Source organism: Inquilinus ginsengisoli, assembly GCF_031453975.1.
Classification (GTDB): domain Bacteria; phylum Pseudomonadota; class Alphaproteobacteria; order DSM-16000; family Inquilinaceae; genus Inquilinus; species Inquilinus ginsengisoli_A.
Window position 1 is genome coordinate 76959 of record NZ_JAVDPW010000001.1, and the last position, 21774, is coordinate 98732.

Annotated in this window: 22 protein-coding genes and 1 tRNA gene; 14 read left to right on the plus strand and 9 right to left on the minus strand. The window is 69.3% G+C overall.

From position 1 onward, the window contains the following. Nucleotides 1-264: 264 nt before the first annotated feature. Complete coding sequence (gene phaR, locus E9232_RS00460; RefSeq protein WP_309791424.1) at nt 265-924, plus strand: polyhydroxyalkanoate synthesis repressor PhaR; 660 nt, start codon at nt 265-267, stop codon at nt 922-924. A gap of 169 nt (nt 925-1093) precedes the next feature. Here the strand turns inward: phaR and bfr are convergent, their stop codons facing one another. After that, nucleotides 1094-1570, minus strand: coding sequence for a bacterioferritin (bfr, locus tag E9232_RS00465; RefSeq protein ID WP_309791425.1), 477 nt, complete (start codon nt 1568-1570; stop codon nt 1094-1096). A 101-nt stretch (nt 1571-1671) separates the two neighbouring features. Beyond that, nucleotides 1672-3804: a glycogen debranching protein GlgX gene (gene glgX, locus E9232_RS00470; RefSeq protein WP_309791426.1), complete on the minus strand. Its 2133-nt coding sequence runs from the start codon at nt 3802-3804 to the stop codon at nt 1672-1674. A 213-nt stretch (nt 3805-4017) separates the two neighbouring features. On the opposite strand from glgX, the gene E9232_RS00475 reads away from it, so the two are divergent. Then, the gene (locus E9232_RS00475; protein ID WP_309791428.1) at nt 4018-4698 is read left to right on the plus strand and encodes a hypothetical protein; all 681 of its coding nucleotides are present in this window, start codon (nt 4018-4020) and stop codon (nt 4696-4698) included. Nucleotides 4699-4713: 15 nt separating this feature from the next. On the opposite strand, the gene glgB is transcribed toward E9232_RS00475, so the two are convergent. The 3 genes from glgB to E9232_RS00490 form a co-directional block, all read right to left on the minus strand. Continuing rightward, a complete protein-coding gene (glgB, locus tag E9232_RS00480) occupies nt 4714-6966 on the minus strand; it encodes a 1,4-alpha-glucan branching protein GlgB (protein WP_309791429.1) in 2253 nt (750 codons plus the stop codon). Between the two features lie 105 nt (nt 6967-7071). After that, the gene (locus tag E9232_RS00485; protein ID WP_309791431.1) at nt 7072-8409 is read right to left on the minus strand and encodes a hypothetical protein; all 1338 of its coding nucleotides are present in this window, start codon (nt 8407-8409) and stop codon (nt 7072-7074) included. A 116-nt stretch (nt 8410-8525) separates the two neighbouring features. Then, nucleotides 8526-9158: a LysE family translocator gene (locus E9232_RS00490; protein WP_309791432.1), complete on the minus strand. Its 633-nt coding sequence runs from the start codon at nt 9156-9158 to the stop codon at nt 8526-8528. Nucleotides 9159-9269: 111 nt separating this feature from the next. Between E9232_RS00490 and E9232_RS00495 the strand changes: the two genes are divergently transcribed. The 6 genes from E9232_RS00495 to E9232_RS00520 all read left to right on the plus strand — a co-directional run bounded on the left by E9232_RS00495 (nt 9270) and on the right by E9232_RS00520 (nt 13372). Further along, on the plus strand, nt 9270-9728 hold the full coding sequence (locus tag E9232_RS00495) for an Lrp/AsnC family transcriptional regulator (RefSeq protein WP_309791433.1): 459 nt from the start codon (nt 9270-9272) through the stop codon (nt 9726-9728). Between the two features lie 74 nt (nt 9729-9802). Continuing rightward, nucleotides 9803-11764, plus strand: coding sequence for an acetyl-CoA carboxylase biotin carboxylase subunit (locus E9232_RS00500; protein ID WP_309792231.1), 1962 nt, complete (start codon nt 9803-9805; stop codon nt 11762-11764). 16 nt (nt 11765-11780) lie between these two features. After that, on the plus strand, nt 11781-12089 hold the full coding sequence (locus tag E9232_RS00505) for a hypothetical protein (protein ID WP_309791434.1): 309 nt from the start codon (nt 11781-11783) through the stop codon (nt 12087-12089). Between the two features lie 28 nt (nt 12090-12117). Then, a complete protein-coding gene (locus E9232_RS00510; protein ID WP_309791435.1) occupies nt 12118-12597 on the plus strand; it encodes a hypothetical protein in 480 nt (159 codons plus the stop codon). Beyond that, complete coding sequence (locus E9232_RS00515) at nt 12594-12881, plus strand: acylphosphatase (protein ID WP_309791436.1); 288 nt, start codon at nt 12594-12596, stop codon at nt 12879-12881. Before E9232_RS00510 ends, E9232_RS00515 begins: the two co-directional genes overlap by 4 nt. Beyond that, a complete protein-coding gene (locus E9232_RS00520) occupies nt 12866-13372 on the plus strand; it encodes an NUDIX domain-containing protein (RefSeq protein WP_309791437.1) in 507 nt (168 codons plus the stop codon). The genes E9232_RS00515 and E9232_RS00520 overlap by 16 nt, the downstream gene beginning before the upstream one ends. A gap of 66 nt (nt 13373-13438) precedes the next feature. Here the strand turns inward: E9232_RS00520 and E9232_RS00525 are convergent, their stop codons facing one another. Further along, nucleotides 13439-14977: an ABC-F family ATP-binding cassette domain-containing protein gene (locus E9232_RS00525; RefSeq protein ID WP_309791438.1), complete on the minus strand. Its 1539-nt coding sequence runs from the start codon at nt 14975-14977 to the stop codon at nt 13439-13441. 47 nt (nt 14978-15024) lie between these two features. Here E9232_RS00525 and E9232_RS00530 point away from each other — a divergent pair, with 47 nt between their 5' ends. From E9232_RS00530 to E9232_RS00540, 3 genes are all read left to right on the plus strand, one after another. Then, nucleotides 15025-15192 carry a type II toxin-antitoxin system CcdA family antitoxin gene (locus E9232_RS00530; protein WP_309791439.1) on the plus strand — a complete coding sequence of 56 codons (168 nt, stop codon included), beginning with the start codon at nt 15025-15027 and terminating at the stop codon, nt 15190-15192. Nucleotides 15193-15273: 81 nt separating this feature from the next. Continuing rightward, nucleotides 15274-15531, plus strand: coding sequence for a type II toxin-antitoxin system CcdA family antitoxin (locus E9232_RS00535; protein WP_309791440.1), 258 nt, complete (start codon nt 15274-15276; stop codon nt 15529-15531). Beyond that, nucleotides 15531-15833: a CcdB family protein gene (locus E9232_RS00540; RefSeq protein ID WP_309791442.1), complete on the plus strand. Its 303-nt coding sequence runs from the start codon at nt 15531-15533 to the stop codon at nt 15831-15833. Before E9232_RS00535 ends, E9232_RS00540 begins: the two co-directional genes overlap by 1 nt. Nucleotides 15834-15836: 3 nt before the next feature. Here the strand turns inward: E9232_RS00540 and lipB are convergent, their stop codons facing one another. After that, nucleotides 15837-16508: a lipoyl(octanoyl) transferase LipB gene (lipB, locus tag E9232_RS00545; RefSeq protein ID WP_309792232.1), complete on the minus strand. Its 672-nt coding sequence runs from the start codon at nt 16506-16508 to the stop codon at nt 15837-15839. 86 nt (nt 16509-16594) lie between these two features. On the opposite strand from lipB, the gene E9232_RS00550 reads away from it, so the two are divergent. From E9232_RS00550 to mgtE, 3 genes are all read left to right on the plus strand, one after another. After that, nucleotides 16595-16681 (plus strand) — tRNA-Leu (locus E9232_RS00550). Nucleotides 16682-16809: 128 nt separating this feature from the next. Further along, nucleotides 16810-19146, plus strand: a complete 2337-nt coding sequence (locus tag E9232_RS00555) for an NADP-dependent malic enzyme (protein WP_309791444.1) — start codon at nt 16810-16812, stop codon at nt 19144-19146. 1 nt (nt 19147) lies between these two features. Beyond that, the gene (mgtE, locus tag E9232_RS00560; protein WP_309791445.1) at nt 19148-20542 is read left to right on the plus strand and encodes a magnesium transporter; all 1395 of its coding nucleotides are present in this window, start codon (nt 19148-19150) and stop codon (nt 20540-20542) included. Between the two features lie 51 nt (nt 20543-20593). On the opposite strand, the gene E9232_RS00565 is transcribed toward mgtE, so the two are convergent. Continuing rightward, nucleotides 20594-20887 carry a hypothetical protein gene (locus E9232_RS00565; protein WP_309791448.1) on the minus strand — a complete coding sequence of 98 codons (294 nt, stop codon included), beginning with the start codon at nt 20885-20887 and terminating at the stop codon, nt 20594-20596. A gap of 157 nt (nt 20888-21044) precedes the next feature. Beyond that, a complete protein-coding gene (locus E9232_RS00570) occupies nt 21045-21416 on the minus strand; it encodes a hypothetical protein (protein WP_309791450.1) in 372 nt (123 codons plus the stop codon). Nucleotides 21417-21774: the final 358 nt, after the last annotated feature.

Sequence of the window (21774 nt, forward strand, 5' to 3'; positions counted from 1 at the left end):
GAGGAAACGGCGGGCGAGGGCCTCGGGGCTGTCGCCGTCGCCATGGGGTGAATTTGGGGGGGCTGGATTCGGGGGAGGCGGTTTCGGCGCGGTCATGGCGGGCGATCATAACCACTGCAGGCATCCCTGCCTATGCCCCTGGTCCCGGGGTTCGGCGTGCTGCGATGCGAAAGGATCGTGACATGCCGATCCGGTCGGACCAGTATAGGCTCAAATCAGCGAAAGCGGCCGTGTCCGCGGCCCGAAGAAGCGATAGGGACCACCATGCCGACCACGCAGGCCGCGCCCAATCCCGCCCCGTCGGCCGAGGAGCCGAAGGCCGCTCCCATCACCATCAAGAAATACGCCAACCGCCGCCTCTACAACACGGCGACGTCGAGCTACGTGACGCTCGAAAACCTGGCCCAGATGGTCAAGGACGGCGCCGAATTTCTGGTCTTCGACGCCAAGTCGGGCGAGGACATCACCCGCTCGGTGCTGACCCAGATCATCGTAGAGGAGGAAGGCAAGGGCGGGCAGAACATGCTGCCGATCGGCTTCCTCCGGCAGCTGATCGCCCTCTACGGCGACAACCTGCAGTTCATGGTGCCGCGCTATCTGGAATCCTCGATGGAGGCCTTCGCCCGCAACCAGGACCAGATGCGGACCTACTTCAAGGATGTCAGCGGGGTGTTCCCGTTCGGCGCCTTCGAGGAGATGAGCAAGCAGAACATGGCGCTGTTCGAGCGCGCCATGCAGATGTTCACGCCCTTCGCCGTCCCCGGCACCGGCCCGGGCGCCGGCGGCAAGGCCCCCGGCCAGCCGGCCCAGCCCGCCTCGGCCGAAGCCGCCGCAGCGCCGGAGACCGGCTCGCTCGACACGCTGCGCCAGCGCCTCGACGACCTTCAGCGCCAGCTCGACGCCATCAACAAGCCGAAGCGCTGATCGGCTGGAGCGCTCGCGTAGGTTGGGTTCGCCGAGGCGAACCCAACATCGTGTCGCCCGAGCCAGCGTTGGGTTCGCAAGAGCGAACCCAACCTACGAAGTCCCAATGCAATAGAAAAAGGCCCCGCCGAAACGGGGCCTTGCCGAGACTTGATCTGATGAGCCGACTTCAGCTCTCTTCGCTGGACACCAGCTGGATGTAGTTCTGCACGCCCATCTGGCTGATCAGGTATTGCTGCGATTCGATCCAGTCGATGTGCTCCTCGGTGTCATCGAGGATCTTCAGCAGGATGTCGCGGGAAACGAAGTCGCGCACCGATTCGCAGTGCACCATCGCCTCCTTCACCGTCTTCTGGTTGAAGGTCTCGAGGCCGAGGTCGGAGGCCAGCATTTCCGGCACATTCTCGCCGATGCCGAGCTTGCCGAGATCCTGCAGGTTGGGCAGGCCCTCCAGCATCAGGATGCGCTCGATCAGCAGATCGGCGTGCTTCATCTCGCCGATCGATTCCTCATACACCTTCTTTGCCAGGCGCTTGACGTCCCAGTTCTTCAGCATCCGGGCGTGCAGGAAATACTGGTTGATCGCGGTCAGCTCGTTCTTCAGCACCGCATTCAGGTGGGTGAGAACCTTCTTGTCGCCCTGCATGGTCGCCTCGGCTTGTGTCTGTCAGTATCACGGGCCGTACCCTAGAACGATTACAAGAGTCCGTAAAGTTTTACTTGTGTGATTGAGAAACAGTCGCAGCATTACTGAAAGTCATTCCCAATATCCGCCGGCGACACCATGCCGAGCGCCAGCAACACCAGGCTTTCGGCGGCCAGCGGATAGGCGGTGGCCGCCGGATCGAACTGCGGCACGCTGGGCGTGCGCGCGGTGTCCAGCCAGGCGTGCCAGGCGCCCAGCGCCGGCAGGGTGAAGTCGACGTCCCCGGCGCCGGCGTTGAACAGCAGCAGCAGGGGTGGGGCGGTCGGTTCGCTCAGCAGCATGCCAAGAACGGAGTCCGGGGCGTCCCAGTCGCCACCGGCCATGGCCTGGCCGTCCGGCCGCAGCCAGGCCAGGTCGGGCAGGGCGTCCCCGGTGCCGGATGTCGCTCCGCTCGGGGCGCCGTGCAGGAAGTCGGTGCGGCGCAGCGCCGGATGGGCCCGGCGCAGCGCCACCACGCGGCCCATGAAGTCGATGAAGGCCGGGTCGGCGCCGGCCCAGTCCAGCCAGGTCAGGGGGCCGTCCTGGCAATAGGCGTTGTTGTTGCCCTGCTGGCTGTGGCCCAGCTCGTCGCCGGCCAGCAGCATGGGGGTGCCCTGGCTGAACAGCAGCGTCGCGATCAGGTTGCGCCGGCGCCGCAGCCGGCGGGCCAGGATCGCCGGATCGTCGGCCGGGCCTTCGGCGCCGAGATTGTCTGAATGGTTGTCGCCGGTGCCGTCGCGGTTGCGCTCGCCATTCGCCTCGTTGTGCTTCCCGGCGTAGCTGACCACGTCGGCCAGGGTGAAGCCGTCATGGGCGGTGACGAAGTTGACGCTGGTGCGGGCGCCGCGCCCGTCATGGTCGAACAGGTCGGCGGAGGCGGACAGGCGGCGCGCCAGCTCCGGCCGCTGCCCGGCGTCGCCGCGCCAATAGCGCCGGATGCCGTCGCGATAGCGGTCGTTCCACTCCGACCATCCCGTCGGGAAGCCGCCGACGCGATAGCCGCCGGGGCCGATGTCCCAGGGCTCGGCGATCAGTTTGCACGGCGCCAGCACCGGGTCCTGCGCCACGGCCTGCAGGAAGGGGGCGGCGGAGGTGAAGTCGCCGCCGACCCGGGCCAGGGTGGTGGCCAGGTCGAAGCGGAAGCCGTCGACATGCGCCGCCTCCACCCACCAGCGCAGGCTGTCCACCACCAGCTGCAGCACCCGGGGATGGCCGAGGTCGAGCGCGTTGCCGGTGCCGGTGGGGTTGAACGGCTCGCGCCGGTCATGCGGCGCGTGCTGGTAGTAGGACAGGTTGTCGATGCCGCGGAAGTTCAGGGTCGGGCCGAAGACGTCGCTCTCCACCGTGTGGTTGTAGACGACGTCGAGGATGACCTCGATCCCGGCCCGGTGCAGCGCCTTGACTGCATTGCGCAGGGCATCGAGCGGTGCCCGGTATGAAAGTGAAGAGGGCGCACCGGCATAGGCGGGGTGGACGGCGAAGAAGGCGGCGGTGTTGTAGCCCCAGTAGTTGCGCAAACCCCGCTCGAACAGCGCCCGTTCGTCGAGGAAGGCGTGCACCGGCATCAGTTCGACCGCGGTGACGCCGAGCCGGCGCAGATGGTCGACCATGACCGGATGGGCCAGGCCGCCCAGGGTGCCGCGCAGCGGTTCGGGGATGCCGGGGTGGCGCATGGTCAGGCCGCGCAGCTGGGCCTCGTACAGCACGGTCTCGCCCCACGGCGTGCGCGGCGCCTCGTCGCCCTCCCAGTCATGCGCCGGGTCGATTACCACCGATTTCGGCACGAAGGGCGCGCTGTCGCGTGGGTCGAAGGACAGGTCGGCCTCCGGGGCGCCGCGGCTGTACCCGTGCACGGCGTCATCCCATTGGAAGCCGCCGGCCAGCGCCTTGGCGTAGGGGTCCAGCAGCAGCTTGTTCGGGTTGAAGCGGTGCCCGTCCAGCGGCGCATAGGGGCCGTGGACGCGGTAGCCGTAGACGGTGCCTGGGCCGGCCCCCGGCAGCATTCCGTGCCAGACCTGGTCCGTCCGGGCGGTCAGGTCGCGGCGTGCGACCTCCTGCCGCCCCTCGGCATCGAACAGGCACAGCTCGACCCGCTCGGCATGGGCGGAGAACAGGGCGAAGTTCACGCCCCCTTCGGCGAGGGTGGCGCCAAACGGCCAGGGCTGGCCGGCCGGGAGGCGGTCGGGCAAGGGCATCGTGGATTCCTTCTGTCCGATCGGCAGGATGGGGCGTGCGGCGGGACCCGTCCACCGACCATCGCGATGGCCCTCGCGACCGGCCGGCGCGACGAGACGCCCTTGGCCTATGACACGATTTCACCAAGTTTCGTGGCTAAGGCATCTCGCCATCCGACGCGCCTTCGTCAACCGTCATCGCCGCCCCAATCGTCCGTTGAAAGGACCGTCCGCGTGACCCTCGCCGATCCCGATCACAGCCCGGCCGACCCGGCCGACCTGGCCGAACCCGCCCCGAAGCGCGATGCCGAGGCGCCGCGAATCGCCATCGCCGCCGCGATCATCGTCGCCTTCGTCGCGCTGGTCGCTGCGATCTATCTCGGCGTCGAAAGCCGCAGCGCCAGCCAGGCGCGCGACGCGGTGCAGGCCAAGCTCGGCGCCACGCAGCAGGAGCTGGCGGCGCTGAAGCAGGCCGGCGCCGAGCGTGATGCGCTGAAGGCCGAAGCCGCCCAGCTGCAGACGCAGATCGACCGCGGCCGTGACGCTGTGACCGAGGCCGAGTCCCGCCGTGCGGCGGTGGGCAAGGAGGCCGATGCGGTCGGGCTCCGGGTCCAGGCCGCGCAGGCCCGCGCGACCGAGGTCGAGGCCGCCGCCGCGGCGAAGCAGGCCGAGGTCGACAGCCTGGCCGGCCAGCTCGACCAGCTGCGGTCGCAGGAGGCGGCGCAGCGCGACAGCTACGCCCGGCTGAACGCCGATGCCGCCGCGGTGAACGGGCAGGTCGCCCAGGCCACCGACCAGCTCAGCAAGACCCAGGCGGACCTCGCCGCGGCGCGGCAGCAGCTGGCGGACCTGCAGAGCCAGATCGCCCGCACCGCCGACGAACTGAAGCGCCAGGCCGAGACCGTCAAGCCGTAGCCGGAGGGCGGGCCCTCAGCCCGCCCATTCGAACAGCACCGTCGCCAGCGGCGGCAGGGTCAGCAGCAGCGAATGCGGCTGGCCGTGCCAGGGCGAAGCCTCGGCCTCGACCCCGCCGAAATTGCCCAGGCCGGAGCCGCCATAGCCGGCGGCGTCGGTGTTCAGCCGCTCGATCCAGCGGCCGCCATGGGGCACGCCGATGCGGTAGCCCTGGCGCGGCACCGGGGTGAAGTTCGACACCGCCAGCACCGGCCGGTCGCCGTCATGGCCCAGGCGCAGCCAGGCCAGGATCGAATCGGTGCTGTTGCTGGCGTCGATCCAGGCGAAGCCTTCCGGCTCGCAGTCGCGCGCATGCAGCGCCGGGACCTCGCGGTACAGGCGGTTGAGGTCGCCGATCAGCCGCTGCATCCCGGCATGCCGCTCGTCACCCAGCAGGTGCCAGTCCAGGCTGCGGTCGTGGCTCCACTCCGCGGGTTGCGCGAACTCGCCGCCCATGAACAGCAGCTTCTTGCCGGGATGGGCCCACATGAAGCCGTAGAAGGCCCGCAGATTGGCGAATTTCTGCCAGTCGTCGCCCGGCATCTTGCCCAGCATCGAGCCCTTGCCGTGCACCACCTCGTCATGGCTCAGCGGCAGCACGAAGTTCTCGCTGAAGGCGTAGAGCAGGCCGAAGGTCAGGTCGGAATGGTGCCAGGTCCGGTGGATCGGATCCTTCTGCATGTAGCGCAGGGTGTCGTTCATCCACCCCATGTTCCACTTGTAGCCGAAGCCCAGCCCCCCGAGATGGGCGGGCCGCGACACCGCCGGCCAGGCGGTCGATTCCTCGGCCACCGTGGTCACGCCTTGATGCCGGCCGAAGACCTCGACATTGGTCTGGCGCAGGAAATCCACCGCCTCCAGGTTCTCGCGCCCGCCGAAGCGGTTCGGCACCCATTCCCCGGCCTTGCGGCTGTAGTCGAGATACAGCATCGAGGCGACGGCATCGACCCGCAGCCCGTCGACATGGAAGCGGTCGAGCCAGAACAGCGCGTTGCCGAGCAGGAAGTTGCGCACTTCGGCCCGGCCGTAATTGTAGATCAGCGTGCCCCAGTCCTGGTGCATGCCCTGGCGCGGGTCGGCGTGCTCGTACAGCGCGGTGCCGTCGAATCGGGCCAGGCCGTGCTCGTCGGTCGGGAAATGCCCGGGGACCCAGTCCAGCAGCACGCCGAGGCCGGCGCGGTGGCAGCGGTCGACGAAGCCGGCGAAATCCTCCGGCGGGCCGAACCGGCTGGTCGGGGCGTACAGCCCGATCGGCTGATAGCCCCAGGACCCGTCGAACGGGAACTCGCTGATCGGCATCAGCTCGATATGGGTGAAGCCCAGCCCGACGGCGTAGGGGATCAGCTGGTCGCCCAGTTCGCGCCAGGACAGCGGGCGGTCACCCTCCTCCGGCACCCGGCGCCAGGACCCGGGATGCACCTCGTAGACGCTGATCGGCGCGTCGCGCCGCTGCGCCGCGGCACGGCTGTCCATCCAGGCGGCGTCGTCCCAGTCATAGCGGGGCAGGCCGTGCACGATCGAGGCGGTGGCCGGTGGATGCTCGGCGCGGAAGGCGAAGGGGTCGGTCTTCGGCGGCAGCAGGGTGCCGTCCGGGCCGCGGATCTCGAACTTGTAGGTGGCGCCGGGGCCGATTCCGGGAAGGAAGATCTCCCACACGCCGATGCCGGGATGCAGGCGCATCGGATGCAGACGGCCGTCCCAGCGGTTGAAGTCGCCGACCACGGCGACGCGGCGGGCGTTGGGCGCCCAGACCGCGAAGACGGTGCCGTCGACGCCGTCCAGCGTCCTGGGATGGGCGCCGAGCCGTTCGTAGAGCTCGAGATGGGTGCCTTCGCCGAGCAGATGCAGGTCGAGCTCGCCGAAGCTGGACGGGAATCGGTAGGGGTCCTCGACCTCCCACACCCCGCCCGCCGCGCCGTAATCGATGCGCAACCGGTAGCGGGCGGGGAAGGGGGCGTCGATCCGGCCGTCGAACACGCCATCCGGATGGCGCCGCTCCAACGCGGCCAGCACCACGCCGCTGTCCGGGTCGATGGCTTCGATCGCTGCAGCGTCGGGGCGGAAGCAGCGCAGCACGGTGCCGCCGGCCGCGGGATGGGGGCCGAGCACGCCGAAGGGGTCGCGGTGGTCGGAAGCGACCAGCGCCGCGACGTCGGCGGCATCGGTCAGACCGGCCTTGGGCGGGAGGTCCGGGGCGGTCGGGGGACGGGGGGGCGCGGTCCGGGTCATCGAAGCCTCCATCGGCCCGTGATCTTGGCCGGTTCTCTCCTGAAACAACAAGGGCGGATCCCGGAAGGATCCGCCCTCATGGTCACGACAGGACCGGTTTCGCCGTCAGCCGCCCGGTGTTGTCGGGGCTGCCGGGGCGGCCTGGCCGTCGGCCGGCGGCGTCGCCGGTGCCGCAGGGGCGGCCGCCGGTGCCGGCTGGTCGGTCGGGGCGGCGGGCGCCGCGCCCTGGCTGCCTTCCTGCTTGGCCTTCTCCTCGACCAGCGCCATCTGCTTTTCGATGAAGTCGCCGAGCTTCTTCGACGCGTCCTCGGACAGCGACTTCTCGGCCAGCAGGCTCTGGTGGAAGAAGGCGGTGTAGTAGTTGTCGTCGAGGGTGAAGACCAGCGACGCGCTGATCGCCTGCTCGCCCATCTTGCAGCTTAGCTCGGCCCGCTTGATCGCGTAGGGGCCGTTGACGACGGAGGGCTGGTCGCTGCTCTGCCAGTCGGTGGCGCAGACCGACTTCATGATCTCGAGATAGCGCTTGGCGAACTGGTCGATCTCGATCGCGTCGCCACGCGGCTCCTGGTGCAGGCCGCCGACGACCTTGCCGTCGGTGCCGACCTGCCAGGCCTGGTTGATCTGCAGCGGGTCGCGCGGCAGCTTGCGCGGATCGGCGATGGCGACGTTCTCCAGCCCGGCGGCGTGGAGGGTGTCCTGCAGCGCGCCGACCGGCATGCCGAAGCCCTGGGCGCCGATCAGGGCGCGCGGATCGTTGTTCGCGGCAGCCGGCGCGCCCCCGCCGGCAGGGGCGGCGCCCTGCGCCGAGGCGATCAGCTTGCGCGCCGCCTCGTTGCAGTCGCGCAGCGCGTTGAGCCCGGCCAGCGTGCCGCTGAGCGGGAAGGTGAACTCGCCCTTCGGCGTGGTCACGATCGCCTTGCTGCCCTTGGCCAGCGCCTGGAACAGGTCGCCATTCTGACCGGTCGGCACGACATAGGCTTCCGGGCTGCCCGGGACCGCGTCGAATTTCTTGTCGTAGGTGGCGTCGACCCGGATGCGGGCCTGGCCCTTGTCGCCTTCCTTCAGCCCCCAGCCCTGCTTCAGCACGGCCAGGTTGAAGTTGTAGTTGGGGTTCATCTGGAAGACCAGAGTCAGCCCGGCGTCATAGACCTTCTGGATGCCGCAATAGCTGAACTGCCGGGTGTTCGGGTTGGCGAAAGCGCCACCCTTCCAGCCGCCGGCGTCGATCAGGAATTCCTTGGGCGTCGGGGCCTGCTGACCCTGTGCCGCCGGCGGCTGGGTCTGGGCGGCGGGTGCCGCCGGGGCCGGGGCTGCGGGCTGGGCCGGGGCGGCGGGCGCCGCCTCCGCCGGCTTTGCGGGGGTCGTGGCCTGCTGCGCGATCGCCGGAACGGCGAACAGGAGCGGGAGCAGCGCCACACCGGCGCGGAGGGTCGAAAGCTTCATTCCAGGACGCGTCCGTTCATTTTTCCGGGAGGAGAGTCTCGAGCCTCCCCTTCGGGGCGGGCCACACTCGTCCACAGCGGCGCGGCTTGTCAATGCGCCAGAACGCAGCGAAGCGGCTACCAGCGCAGCCAGAGTGCCAGGAACATGTAGGCCGAAAACACCAGCAGCAGCACGCCGGCGACCCGGTCGATCCACAGCAGCGTCCGCGGCGTCAGGCGGCCGCCGGTCGCGCTCACCACCAGGCTCAGCGCGGTGAACCAGGAGGCGGAGCCGAGGAACACCCCGGCGACGAGGATCAGGCCCGAGGCGAAGGACAGCGTCTCCGCCAGCCCGACCGCGGTGAACGCGGTGGCGAAGGTCAGGATCGTCATCGGGTTGCTGAGGGTCAGGAGGAACGCGCTGGCCACCGCCCGGATCTCACCGCCTTCGGTGCGGCCCTTCTCCGGATCGCGCTCGATATGGCCGGCATGGAGCAGGGTGCGGATGGCCAGAACCAGCAGGACGGTGCCGCCGATCAGGTGCAGCCCGGTCTTCAGGCTGATCAGCCAAGTGCTCAGCGCCACCATGCCGAAGGCGGCGATCAGGCCGAACACCCCGTCGGCAAGGGCCGCGCCCACGCCGGTCAGGATGCCGTGGCGGGGGCCGTGGATCAGCGTCCGTCGGATGGTCAGCACGCCGATCGGACCGACCGGCGCGGCAATGGCGATACCGAGCGCGATGCCCTTGGCGAACAGGAAAGGATCGATCATCACGGTCTTGTTAGCCGTCCGCCTCGTGTCAGAACAGAGAGATCGCGAATGGTGGTTCGCCGATCCTTCGATTAAACCAATGCGAGATCGAAACCAACGGGGGCGATTCGGATGGACGCGAAACTCCGCCTCGACGCCATCGGGCGCACCCTCGTGCTGGCCCTGCAGGAGAATGCCCGGGCCAGCTATGCCGAGCTCGGCCGGTTGGTCGGGCTGTCGCCCCCGGCGGTGGCCGAGCGGGTGAAGCGGCTCGAGGACCAGGGCATCGTCAAGGGCTTCCGCGCCGAGATCGACCGCGGCCGGCTGGGCTACAGCCTGTCGGCCTTCGTCCGGCTGCGCTGCCGCGCCGACAGGTTCCCAGCGGTCGAGGAATTCGCCCGGTCGGTGCCGGAGGTGGTGGAATGCCATGAGGTCGCGGGCGAGGACGCCTATGTCTTCAAGGTCGTGGCCCGGTCGATCCAGCACCTCGACGAGACGCTGCTGCGTCTCGCCGCCTTCGGCGCCACCACCTCGTCGATGATCCTGTCGTCGCCGGTCGCCAACCGCGTCCTGGCGCCGACGGGGGATTGATCCGCTTTGCTGTTGCGGCGCAGCGTGGGTGCGCCACAATCGACGCTTCGCTGGGAAGGCCGTAGACAGGGATGATGTTCGACAAGATCCTGATCGCCAATCGCGGCGAGATCGCCTGCCGCGTCATCCGCACCGCGCGGCGCATGGGCATCAAGACCGTCGCGGTCTATTCCGACGCCGATGCCGACGCGGTGCATGTCCGGATGGCCGACGAGGCGGTGGCGATCGGCCCGGCGCCGTCGTCCCAGTCCTACCTGCTGATCGACCGCATCGTCGAAGCCTGCCGCACCACCGGCGCCCAGGCGGTGCATCCCGGCTACGGCTTCCTGTCCGAGAATCCGCGCTTCTGCGCCGCGCTCGAGGCCGCCGGCATCGCCTTCATCGGCCCGGGCGTGCCCGCCATCGAGGCGATGGGTGACAAGATCGAATCGAAGAAGCTGGCCCAGGCCGCCGGCGTCTCGACAGTCCCCGGCCATCTCGCGCCGATCCTCGACGACGAGGAGGCGGTCGCCGTCTCCCGCCGCATCGGCTATCCCGTGATGATCAAGGCCTCGGCCGGTGGCGGCGGCAAGGGCATGCGCGTCGCCAACAACGACGAGGAGGCGCGCGAAGGCTATCGCTCCGCCCGCAACGAGGCGCGGTCCTCGTTCGGCGACGACCGCGTCTTCGCCGAGAAGTTCATCGACGAGCCGCGCCACATCGAGATCCAGGTGCTGGCCGACAGCTTCGGCAACACCGTCTATCTCGGCGAGCGCGAGTGCTCGATCCAGCGCCGCCACCAGAAGGTGATCGAGGAGGCGCCGTCGCCCTTCCTCGACGCGGCGACGCGCAAGGCGATGGGCGAGGAGGCCTGCGCCCTGGCCCGCGCCGTCGGCTACCGCTCCGCCGGCACGGTCGAGTTCATTGTCGGCGCCGACCGGTCCTTCTACTTCCTGGAGATGAACACCCGGCTGCAGGTCGAGCATCCGGTGACGGAGGCGGTGACCGGGCTGGACCTGGTCGAGCTGATGATTCGCATCGCCGCCGGCGAGGAACTGCCGTTCGGCCAAGAGGATGTCCGGCTGAAGGGCTGGGCGATCGAGGCCCGGGTCTATGCCGAGGACCCGCTGCGCGGCTTCCTGCCCTCGATCGGCCGGCTGACCCGCTACCGCGCGCCGGAGGAGGGGCCGCACGTCCGCGTCGACACCGGCGTCGAGGAGGGCGGCGAGATCTCGATGCACTACGACCCGATGATCGCCAAGCTGGTCGGCATCGGCGCCGACCGCAACGCCGCGATCGCCTCGATTCGCGGCGCGCTGGACGGCTTCGTGATCCGCGGCGTCAGCCACAACATCCCGTTCCTGGCGGCGCTGATGCACCATCCGCGCTTTGTCGCGGGCCGGCTGACCACCAGGTTCATCGCCGAGGAGTTCCCCGACGGCTTCCACGGCACCATGCCGGCGGGCGAGGTCGCCGAACGGCTGGCCGCCCTGGGGGCCGCGCTGCTGCACCGCCAGGCGTTGCGCGGCACGGTCGACGGCCCACGCAGCTGGGTGCTGCGCAGCGGCCGCGCCAACCGGCCGGTGACGGTGGAGGAGGCGACGGGCGGCTGGCGCGTCCTGCTCGACGGGCGCCTGTTCGTGGTCCATGGCGACTGGCGGCCGGGCGGCATGCTGTTCGACGGCACGGTCGAGGGCGAACGCGTGGTCGCCCAGATCGACCGGCGCCCGGTCGGCCTGCGCCTGACCCATGCCGGCGGCGAGGTCGACATGGTGCTGCTGACGCCGCGCGCTGCGGAGCTGTCGGAGCTGATGCCGGTCAAGGCCGCGCCCGACATGTCCCGCTTCCTGCTGTCGCCGATGCCCGGCCTGCTGGTCTCGCTGGCGGTCGCGGCGGGCGAGCCGGTCCGCGCCGGGCAGGAACTGGCGGTGGTCGAGGCGATGAAGATGGAGAACATCCTGCGCGCCGAACGCGACGGCGTGGTCGGGACCGTGCACGCCAAGCCGGGCGACAGCCTGGCCGTCGACCAGAAGATCCTTGAGTTCGCAGCGGCCTGAGAGCCGGGAGAGCGCCATGCCGAACCGATCCGCCCATCTCGTCCTGCCGGTGCTGCTGCTGCTGGCGGGATGCGGCGACTACTTCATCCCGCCGGAGAATCCGGGGCCGCCGCCGCCGGTCGGCGCCATCAAGGACGACGACCTGCACCCGCCGCCCGGCCCCTCCGACCCCTACATGATCCGGGTCGACGAACGGGCGATGGGCGCCTGGGCCGACTACTGCACCCGGATCAAGGACCTGGCCGGCCCGAAGCGCCCGCCCAGCCCCGAGAAGACGCGGATCGAGGGCGACCTGCGCAAATGCGAGGAGATCTTCGCCCAATGATCGTCCAGGCTCTGATGAGCGTCCGGGCTTGAGCAAGGGCGCCGCGGACGAGGTCGAGGCCCGCACCGGCTGGTTCGCCGACGTGATGGCCGGCAAGGGCGAGGGCGGCCGCCTGCGCGGCGCCGTGACGGTCGGCGACCACACCCAGGCGCTGCTGGTCGAGCTGGAGACCGTGTTCGGCGCCGGGGCCTGGGTCGCCACCGTGATCCTGGCCGTGGCGGTGGTCGAGGCGCATCTGCGCGAGCAAGCGATGGCGGCGGGCTGGGCGGTCGACCCTTACCTCAGCGCCGGCAGGCTGTTCGCCGAGGCCGGGCTGGACGAGCGCTTCGACACGCTGCGCCGGGCCCGCAACCGGGCGCTGCACGTCTCCGACCCGCCGACGCTGACGGTCGACATGTTCTGGTTCGAGGCCGAGCGGCTGGAGGCCGAGGCGCGCTATGCCATCCGCCTGGTCGCCACGGCGCTGTATGGCGGCGACCTGCCGGAAGCGCCGGAGCGGGATGCATGAGCGCAGACCGCAAGACGCTGTCGCTGCGCATCACCGGCCGGGTCCAGGGCGTCGGCTACCGTGCCTGGCTGGCCGGCGAGGCCGAGGCGGCGGGGCTGGACGGTTGGGTGCGCAACCGCCGCGACGGGTCGGTCGAAGCGCTGCTGTCCGGCCCGGCCGGCGCAGTGGATGTGGTGGCGGCCGCCTGCCGCCGGGGCCCGAACGTCGCGCTGGTCGACCGGGTCCAGATCGCCGAGGCGGCGGCTCCCGATCACCGAGGGTTTGCCCAATGGCCGACGCTGTGACCGATCCCGCCGCGACGGCGGTCCCGCGCCTCGGCGTCGGCGCCTTCATCCTGGACGACTACGACCGGCTGCTGCTGGTGCAGCGCCGGCGCGAGCCGGAGGCCGGGCATTGGGGCCTGCCCGGCGGCAAGGTCGATTTCGGCGAGACGGTCGAGGCCGCGGTGGCCCGGGAGATCGAGGAGGAGCTGGGCATCGCCATCCGGCTCGACGGGCTGCTGTGCCTGGTCGACCAGATCGACATGGCGGCAGGCACCCATTGGGTGGCGCCGGTCTATCGCGCGGTGATCGCGAGCGGGGCGCCAGTCAACCGCGAGCCGGCGGCGCTGGCCGAGATCGGCTGGTTCGCGCTCGATGCGCTGCCCGAGCCGCTGACCCTCGCCACCCGTGTCGCGCTGGCCGCCGGGGCCCGTTCCGCCGCGACGACGGCCCGCTCCAGGAAACCGTCGAGCCTGGCGATCTCGACCAAGCGTCGGTCGCGGATCTTCCGATAGCGCGTGCCGGCTGCGCTTCAGGGCGCGAAGAATAGAAGCCCAGCCCGGCACGAATGCCGGGAACCGCTACGCCGCGGCGGCCGCCCGCTCCAGGAAGTCGTCCGGCCCCTCGACCTCGACCAGGCGGCGGTTGCGGATCTCCAGGTAGCGCGTGCCGATGCCGCGCAGCATGCGCCGGTCATGGGTGACGAAGACGCAGGTGGTGTCGTCGCGCGACAGCAGGTCCTCCAGCCGCTCGCGGCCGGCGATGTCGAGATGGTTGGTCGGTTCGTCCAGCAGGTAGATGTTGGGCTGGCGCAGGCGCAGCAGCAGGAAGGTGACGCGCAGCTGCTCGCCGTAGCTCAGATTGCCGATCGGCGTGGCCTGCTTCTCGATCGGGATGCCGATGTTGTGCAGTTCGCGCACCAGCTCGGCGTCGCGCAGGGTCGACGCCGCCTGCAGCGCCCGGTTGACCGGCAGCTGCCGCGGCAGGTCGGACAGGTGCTGGTCGAGATAGCCGGGCCGCAGCTGCGGGTTGGCGGTGATCGACGCGCCGATCGGCGCGTCGCCTGCGATCGCCCGGGTGATCGCCGCCATCAGGTCCCGGATCAGGTGTGACTTGCCGGTGCCGTTCAGGCCCAGCAGCGCGATACGGTCGCCGCGGCGCACGAACTCCTGCTCGATGCGCAGCAGCTCGCGCCCGGTCTCGGTGCGCACGACATGGTCCTTGATCCGGATCAGCGTCGCGCGCTGGACCTCTGACGTGTCCAGGTTGATGTCCCGCCGGGCCTCTCGATGCGCCACCGTTGCCTCCGCCCGGCGCTGCTCGGCGCGCGACGCCACTGCCTTGGCCCGCTGGGCCATGCCGGGGTTGTGCCCCTTCAGGTTGGCCCACAGCATCAGCCGCTTGGCCGCGCGCTCCAGCCGATCGACCTCCTTCTCGTCGCGCTCGGCCTGCTGCATCGCCGCCAGGTCCTCGCGGATCAGCTCCTGCCTGGCCTGAGAGAACGAGGCGCCGTAGCTGCGTACCCGGTCGCCGCGCAGGATGATGGTGCGGTCGGTGACCCGGTCCAGGAACTCCCGGTCATGCGACACCAGGAGGAAGGGCAGGCGCAGATGCTCGGTCAGCCAGCGCTCCAGCCGCATCACCTTGCCGACGTCGAGATGGTTGGTCGGCTCGTCGAAGATCAGCAGGTCGGGCTCGGCCAGAGTCGCCCGCGCCACCAGCAGCAGGCGCTGCCAGCCGCCCGACAGCTCGGCGACTTTCTGCCGGTGCCACTGCTCCGGCTCGATCCCCAACTCGTCCAGCACCATGTCGGCGCGCCAGGCCTGATCGTCGCGGGCCTGCTCCGACAAGGCCTGGACCAACGCCTCGTGCAGGGTCAGGGGCATGATCGCGACCGGCACCGCCTGGGGCACATGGCCGATCACCAACCCGCGCCGGCGCATGATGCGGCCACGGTCGAGTTCGATCTCGCCCAGCAGCGCCTGGATCAGGGTCGACTTGCCGCTGCCGTTGTCGCCGACCAGCCCGACCCGCTCGCCGGGATGGATGGCGAAGCTGGCATCCTGGAACAGGGCCCGGCCGCCGATCTTGAGCGTGATGGTCTCGGCCTGGAGGAGCATGATGGGCCTCTGGACGGATGCGTCTATCGGACGGGGGAGGGTATCAGATGCCCGATCAGGATAAGGCGAAAGATTGTGACCCGACGGAGGCGGCCGATGCCGGCAGGCGCCGGGAGGCGGTGCTGTGGAAGGAGCGGAACGCCGAGGCGATCGCCAGCCACAACGAATGGGTCGAGCGGGAAGGTTTGAGCCTGGAGAAGCTTCGGTTGTTTTGATCCTTTGGATCTTCGGATTGGTTCGGTTCGGTAGGCCGAGTAGCACTTGCCATGCGCATAAACTTGCGCATAGATTTATCCATGTCCAAGCTCGATAGCCGCCAGAATCTGGATCGGGCGTTGCGCCGTCCGACCAATCTCAACCTCTCGGTCGAAGCCACTCGCCGAGCCAAAGAGTATGGGCTGAACGTGTCTCGGATCGCTGAGGACGCCATCGTTGAGGCCGTGCGCCGCCGCGAAGGCGAGCTTTGGAAAGAACAGAACGCGGAGGCGATCAAGAGTCACGTCGAAAGGATCAAGCGAGAGGGCACAATTCTCGCGAAGTATCGGCGCTTCTGATGCGATTCGATGTGCATCGGCTGAAAGGGGCCGATGACGTGCTGGCACTGGGCGTCCAATCGGAGTTTCACGACCACCTTCAGACGAGGATCATCGTCCCGATGGTCCCTGTCGGTTCCTATCCTGCGAAGCCGATGGTTCGGTTGGAGCCAATCTTGTCGGTCGACGGGCAGCAATACGTTCTCGTGACAACCGACATGGCCTCTATCCCGATCGGCGAACTGGGCGATGTCGTCGCCTCCCTGGCCGATCAGCACTCGGTGATCGTCGATGCCCTGGACTTCCTGCTCCAGGGCTTCTGAGGCCTACCCCTCGAACACCTCGTCCCAGGCTTCGCGCAGGGCCAGGTCGACATCGGCCATCGTCACCGGCAGGCCGAGATCGACCAGCGAGGTGACGCCGTACTGGGCCAGACCGCAGGGCACGATGCCGGCGAAATGCGACAGGTCGGGGTCGACGTTCAGGGCCACGCCGTGGAAGGTCACCCATTGCCGCACGCGCACGCCGATCGCCGCGATCTTCTTCTCGAAACCGTCGCGCTCGACCCAGATGCCGACCCGGCCCTCGCGCCGCTCGCCCTTCACCTGGAACCGCGCCAGGGCGCGGATCAGCCACTCCTCCAGCGACTGGACGTAGCGGCGCACATCCGGGTTGCGCCGCTTCAGGTCGACCATGACGTAACCGACCCGCTGTCCCGGCCCGTGATAGGTGTATTGGCCGCCGCGGCCGGTGCGGTAGACCGGGAAGCGGTCGGGGGTCAGCAGGTCCGCATCATGGGCGCTGGTGCCGGCGGTGTAGAGCGGCGGGTGCTCCAGCAGCCACACCAGCTCCGGCGCGGTGCCGGCGCGAATCGCTGCGACCCGGGCCTCCATCGCCGCCAGGGCCTCGGGGTAGGGCACGGCCCCGTCGTCGAATCGCCAGTCCGGGCTGTCTCGGAGGGCGGTTTCGGGAGCGACTGACGACGGAATCGCGATCATCTCATCGGGCTGCTTGATCGGGCGCATCCGATCTGCTAATCCCCCCGCACCTCGGAAGGCAAGGCCCTCTTGGTCCTGTCTGCCGTGCGGTCGTGGCGGAATTGGTAGACGCGCAGCGTTGAGGTCGCTGTGGGCTAACCCCCGTGGAAGTTCGAGTCTTCTCGACCGCACCATTATCGTAAGGCCCGCCCTAAAGGCGGGCCTTTCGCGTTTCGCGCCACTGCGCCCCGTTGCGGCCCTTCCGCCAGGGCGGAACGCTCCCTATAACGGGTCGACCCGAAACGCTTTCCGGATCCCGCGAATGTCCAGCGATCTGCGCGAAGCCGCGCTCGACTACCACCGCCTGCCGACGCCCGGAAAGATCGCGGTCACGCCGACCAAGCCGCTGGCGACGCAGCGCGACCTGGCGCTGGCCTATTCGCCCGGCGTTGCCGCGGCCTGCGAGGCGATCGTGGCCGATCCGGCCCAGGCGTCGCAGATGACCAGCCGCGCCAACCTGGTGGCCGTGATCACCAACGGCACCGCGGTGCTCGGCCTCGGCAACATCGGCCCGCTGGCCGCCAAGCCGGTGATGGAGGGCAAGGGCGTCCTGTTCAAGAAGTTCGCCGGCATCGACGTCTTCGACATCGAGGTCAACGAGACCGACCCGGACAAGCTGGTCGACATCATCGTGGCGCTGGAGCCGACCTTCGGCGGCATCAACCTCGAGGACATCAAGGCGCCGGAGTGCTTCGAGGTCGAATCGAAGGCCCGAGCCCGGATGAACATTCCGGTCTTCCACGACGACCAGCACGGCACCGCCATCATCGTCGCCGCCGCCATCACCAACGGGCTGCGCGTCGTCGGCAAGGATTTGAAATCGGTCAAGCTGGTGGCCTCCGGCGCCGGCGCCGCGGCGCTGGCCTGCCTCGACCTGCTGGTCGACATGGGGCTGCCGCTGGAGAACATCTGGGTCTCCGATGTCGTCGGCGTGGTCTGGGACGGCCGCAACGAGCTGATGGACCCGCGCAAGCAGCGCTACGCCCGCAAGACCGAGGCGCGGACGCTGGGCGAGGTGATCGGCGGCGCCGACATCTTCCTCGGCCTGTCCGCCCCACGGGTGCTGACCGGCGAGATGGTGGCCAGCATGGCCGACCGCCCGATCATCATGGCGCTGGCCAACCCGACGCCGGAGATCATGCCGGAGGAGGTCAAGGCCATCCGTCCGGATGCGGTGATGGCCACCGGCCGGTCGGACTATCCGAACCAGGTCAACAACGTGCTGTGCTTCCCCTTCATCTTCCGCGGCGCGCTCGACGTCGGCGCGACGGCGATCAACGAGGCGATGAAGATCGCCGCGGTGAAGGCCATCGCCGACCTGGCGATGCAGGAGGGGTCGGACATCGTCGCCACCGCCTATGGCGACCAGCAGCTCAGCTTCGGCCCGGAATACCTGATCCCGAAGCCGTTCGACCCGCGGCTGATCATCAAGATCGCGCCGGCGGTGGCGAAGGCGGCGATGGATTCCGGCGTGGCCACCCGGCCGATCACCGATTTCGACGCCTATGTCGGCAAGCTGGAGGAGTTCGTCTTCCGCTCCGGCCTGGTGATGCGCCCGGTGTTCAACCTGGCCAAGCAGGAGCCCAAGCGCATCGTCTACGCCGAGGGCGAGGACGAGCGCGTGCTGCGCGCCGCCCAGGTGGTGCTCGACGATCAGCTGGCCAAGCCGATCCTGATCGGCCGCCGCGGCGTGGTCGAGCGCCGGATCGAGAAGCTGGGCCTGCGGCTGAAGCTGGACCGCGACGTCGAGCTGGTCGATCCCGAGGACGATCCCCGCTACAACGAATACTGGCGCCTGTACCACCAGCTGCTGGCCCGCCGCGGCGTCTCGCCCGACGTGGCCCGGACGGTGGTGCGCACCAACAGCACGGTGATCGCCGCGCTGATGGTGCAGAAGCAGGAAGCCGACGCCATGATCTGCGGCAGCTTCGGCCCGTACCGGCCGCATCTGCGCGACATCGTCAGCGTCATCGGCCTGCGCCCCGGCGTCACCGCCCCGGCGGCGATGAGCGCCCTGGTGCTGCCGCGCGGCACCTTCTTCCTGACCGACACCTACGTCACCCCCGACCCGACGCCGGAGCAGATCGCCGAAACCACGCTTCTGGCGGCGGAGGAGATCAAGCGCCTGGGCATCGTGCCCAAGGTGGCGCTGCTGTCGCATTCCAATTTCGGGACCATGGACGGCGCGTCGCCGGTCAAGATGCGCCACGCCCTGTCGCTGATCCGCCTGCAGGCGCCGGACCTCGAGGTCGAGGGCGAGATGCACGCCGACGCGGCGCTGTCGGAAGAGATCCGCCAGCGCATCTTCCCGGACAGCAAGCTGACCGGCACCGCCAACCTGCTGGTGCTGCCCTCGCTCGACGCCGCCAACATCGCCTTCAACATGCTGAAGGTGCTGGGCGAGGCGATCTCGATCGGACCCCTGCTGCTCGGCGTCGCCCGGCCGGCGCACATCCTGACCCCGTCGGTCACGGTGCGCGGCCTGGTCAACGTCACCGCGATCGCGACGGTCGACGCCCAGCTGGCGGGGGCGGTGTGCCCGATCGACACCCATGCCCGTCAGGCGTCGCACCTGGCGCTCGAAGCCCTGTCGGTGTGAGGTGACTTCGGGGCCTGACGTCGACACGGCCACGGCCGAACCCCAGGAGTACGGCCTGCCGCCCGGCTTCGTGCAGGCAATCGAGGAGGCGCTGGACGCCCAGCGCTTCGCCGAGGTGGAGGAGCGGCTGGCGCCGCTCCACTCCGCCGACCTGGCGGCGCTGCTGGAGGCCCTGCATCCCGACGACCGGCGCGTCGTCGTCGGCCTGATCCGGGTCCAGCTGACCACCGACGCCGAGGCGCTGACCTGGCTGAACGAGGACGTCCGCGAGGAGGTGCTCGACCTGCTCGGGCCGCGCGACGTCGCGGCGGCGGTGCAGGAGCTCGATTCGGACGACGCCCTCGCCCTGATCGAGAATCTCGATGAGGACGAGCGGCGCGAGGTCCTGGCCAACATCCCGGCGGAGGAGCGGCGGGTCCTGCTCGAAGGGCTCGACTTCCCGGAATATTCCGCCGGCCGCCTGATGCAGCGCGAGCTGGTGTCGGTGCCGGACTACTGGACCGTGGGCAAGACCATCGATTGGCTGCGCGCGGCCGAGGAGCTGCCGGACGAGTTCTACAGCCTGTTCCTGGTCGACGTGCACGGCAAGCCCAGTGGCCAGCTGCCGCTGTCGCGCTTCCTGCGCGGCCGCCGCCCGGCCAAGCTGGCCGAACTCGGGCTGGAGGACATCCACCCGATCCAGGCGGAGACGGACCAGGAGGAGGTGGCGCTGCTGTTCCGGCGCTACGGCATGGTCTCGGCGCCGGTGGTCGACCAGAACGGCAAGCTGCTCGGCGTCATCACCCTCGACGACGTGGTCGACGTCATCGACGAGGAGGCGGAGCAGGACATCTTCCGGCTCGGCGGCATCGGCGAGCAGAGCGACCTCTACCGCGACGTCGCCGCCACCACCCGCTCGCGCTTCTCCTGGCTGTTCGTCAACCTGTTCACCGCGGTGCTGGCCTCGGCCGTGATCGGCCTGTTCGAGGACGTGATCAGCCGGGTGGTGGCGCTGGCGGTGCTGATGCCGATCGTCGCCTCGATGGGCGGCAATGCCGGCACCCAGACCCTGACCGTCGCGGTGCGGGCGCTGGCGATGCGCGAGCTGACCGACAGCAACGCCGCCCGCATCCTGTGGAAGGAGGTGCTGGTCGGCGTGATCAACGGCCTGCTGTTCGCGGGGATTGCCGGCGGGGTGGTGTGGCTGTGGTTCGGGGATCCGCGCCTGGCGGTGGTGATCGGCGCGGCCATGATCATCAACCTGCTGGCGGCGGCGTTCTCGGGCACTGTGATCCCGCTGGCGATGCAGCGCTTCGGGATCGATCCGGCGGTGTCCAGCGCCGTGTTCCTGACCACCGTCACCGACGTGGTCGGCTTCTTCGCCTTTCTCGGCCTGGCGGCCCTGATCCTGCTGTGAACCGTCGCCCCATCCCGCCGGATGCGGGATGGGGCCGGTTCCGCATCCGCCTCAGGCGGTGCCGACGGTGCCGGCGATGCTGGCGTTCTTGGTCTCGCGCGCGGCCTTGATCACGTTGGAGGCGATGTTGACCGCCGGGATCGTGAGATTCTGACCGCCGGGCACGCCCTTGGTTAGGTGCTCGACGAGCTGCTTGACCTTCTCCTCGCTCACCGTCTCGACGCCCGGCAGCAGCGCCACCAGCGCCGCCAGCCCGACGACCTGGCCGAAGCGCAGGTCGCTCGCGACCGCGAGCTTCTTCAGCGCGTCGCGCAGTTCGGCTTCGCCAATGCCCGTGGTCTCCATGTCAACACGCCTCCATCAATCGGATCTGGGCCGACTGCACGATTGCAGTGCATAACCCGTCATGAATACTCAGGGTTGTAAGGGGCCATCATCGCTTCTGTCCAGCCGTTCCCGCAAGGTCAATGCGATGATGGCCCCTCCACACGGGCCCCGTTGCTCAGGGCAGGGCGATCGTCACCTCGCCGCGCTTGCCGGCCTCGACCTCGACCGGCTGCTCCGCTTTGCGGTCGTCGAGCTCGACCTGCACCAGGTAGCCGCCGGCCGGCAGGGTGAAGCTGGCCTCGGCGTCGAAGCTGTAGCCGAACTCCTTGCGGTTGCCCTGGATGTCCGCCTGGGCCGAGACGATCTTCCAGCTCAGGCCCTTCTCCGCCGGAGCGCTGCCTGCCGTGGCCTTCAGCACCAGCACGCCGGCCTGCAGCACCACCTCCGGCTGCACCGTGGCGCCCGACCCGACCTCGACCGGCAGGCCGACCTCGGTCTGGCCGACCTCGAGCGACAGCAGGTACTTGCCCGCCGGCACGGTGAACACCGGCCGCGATGACCGCCTTCGCCATGATGCGCATAGTACTGCCCTCTCGGCGTCCATCCCCGGACCAGACGATAGCATGGCTTTTCGGGCGTGACTTGCCCGGCCGCAAGACCATGCCAAGAGCAGAGACCGCCGCGCGCTGGCGACGACTGACTGTTGATCCGCTGGACAGTATTGCTTTCGGTCGGCCGGCCGTAGCCGCTGCGCGCCAGGGTTGTGTTTGATACGTTCCGGATTCGGGCGCTGGGGCGATGGCCCCGGCGCGTGCGGTTCGACGCTGGCGGGATCCAGAGCGGCTTTGCGCATCAAACGGTCGCTTTCGATTGGAATTTGGAAATTAATTTATATTCATAAGTTA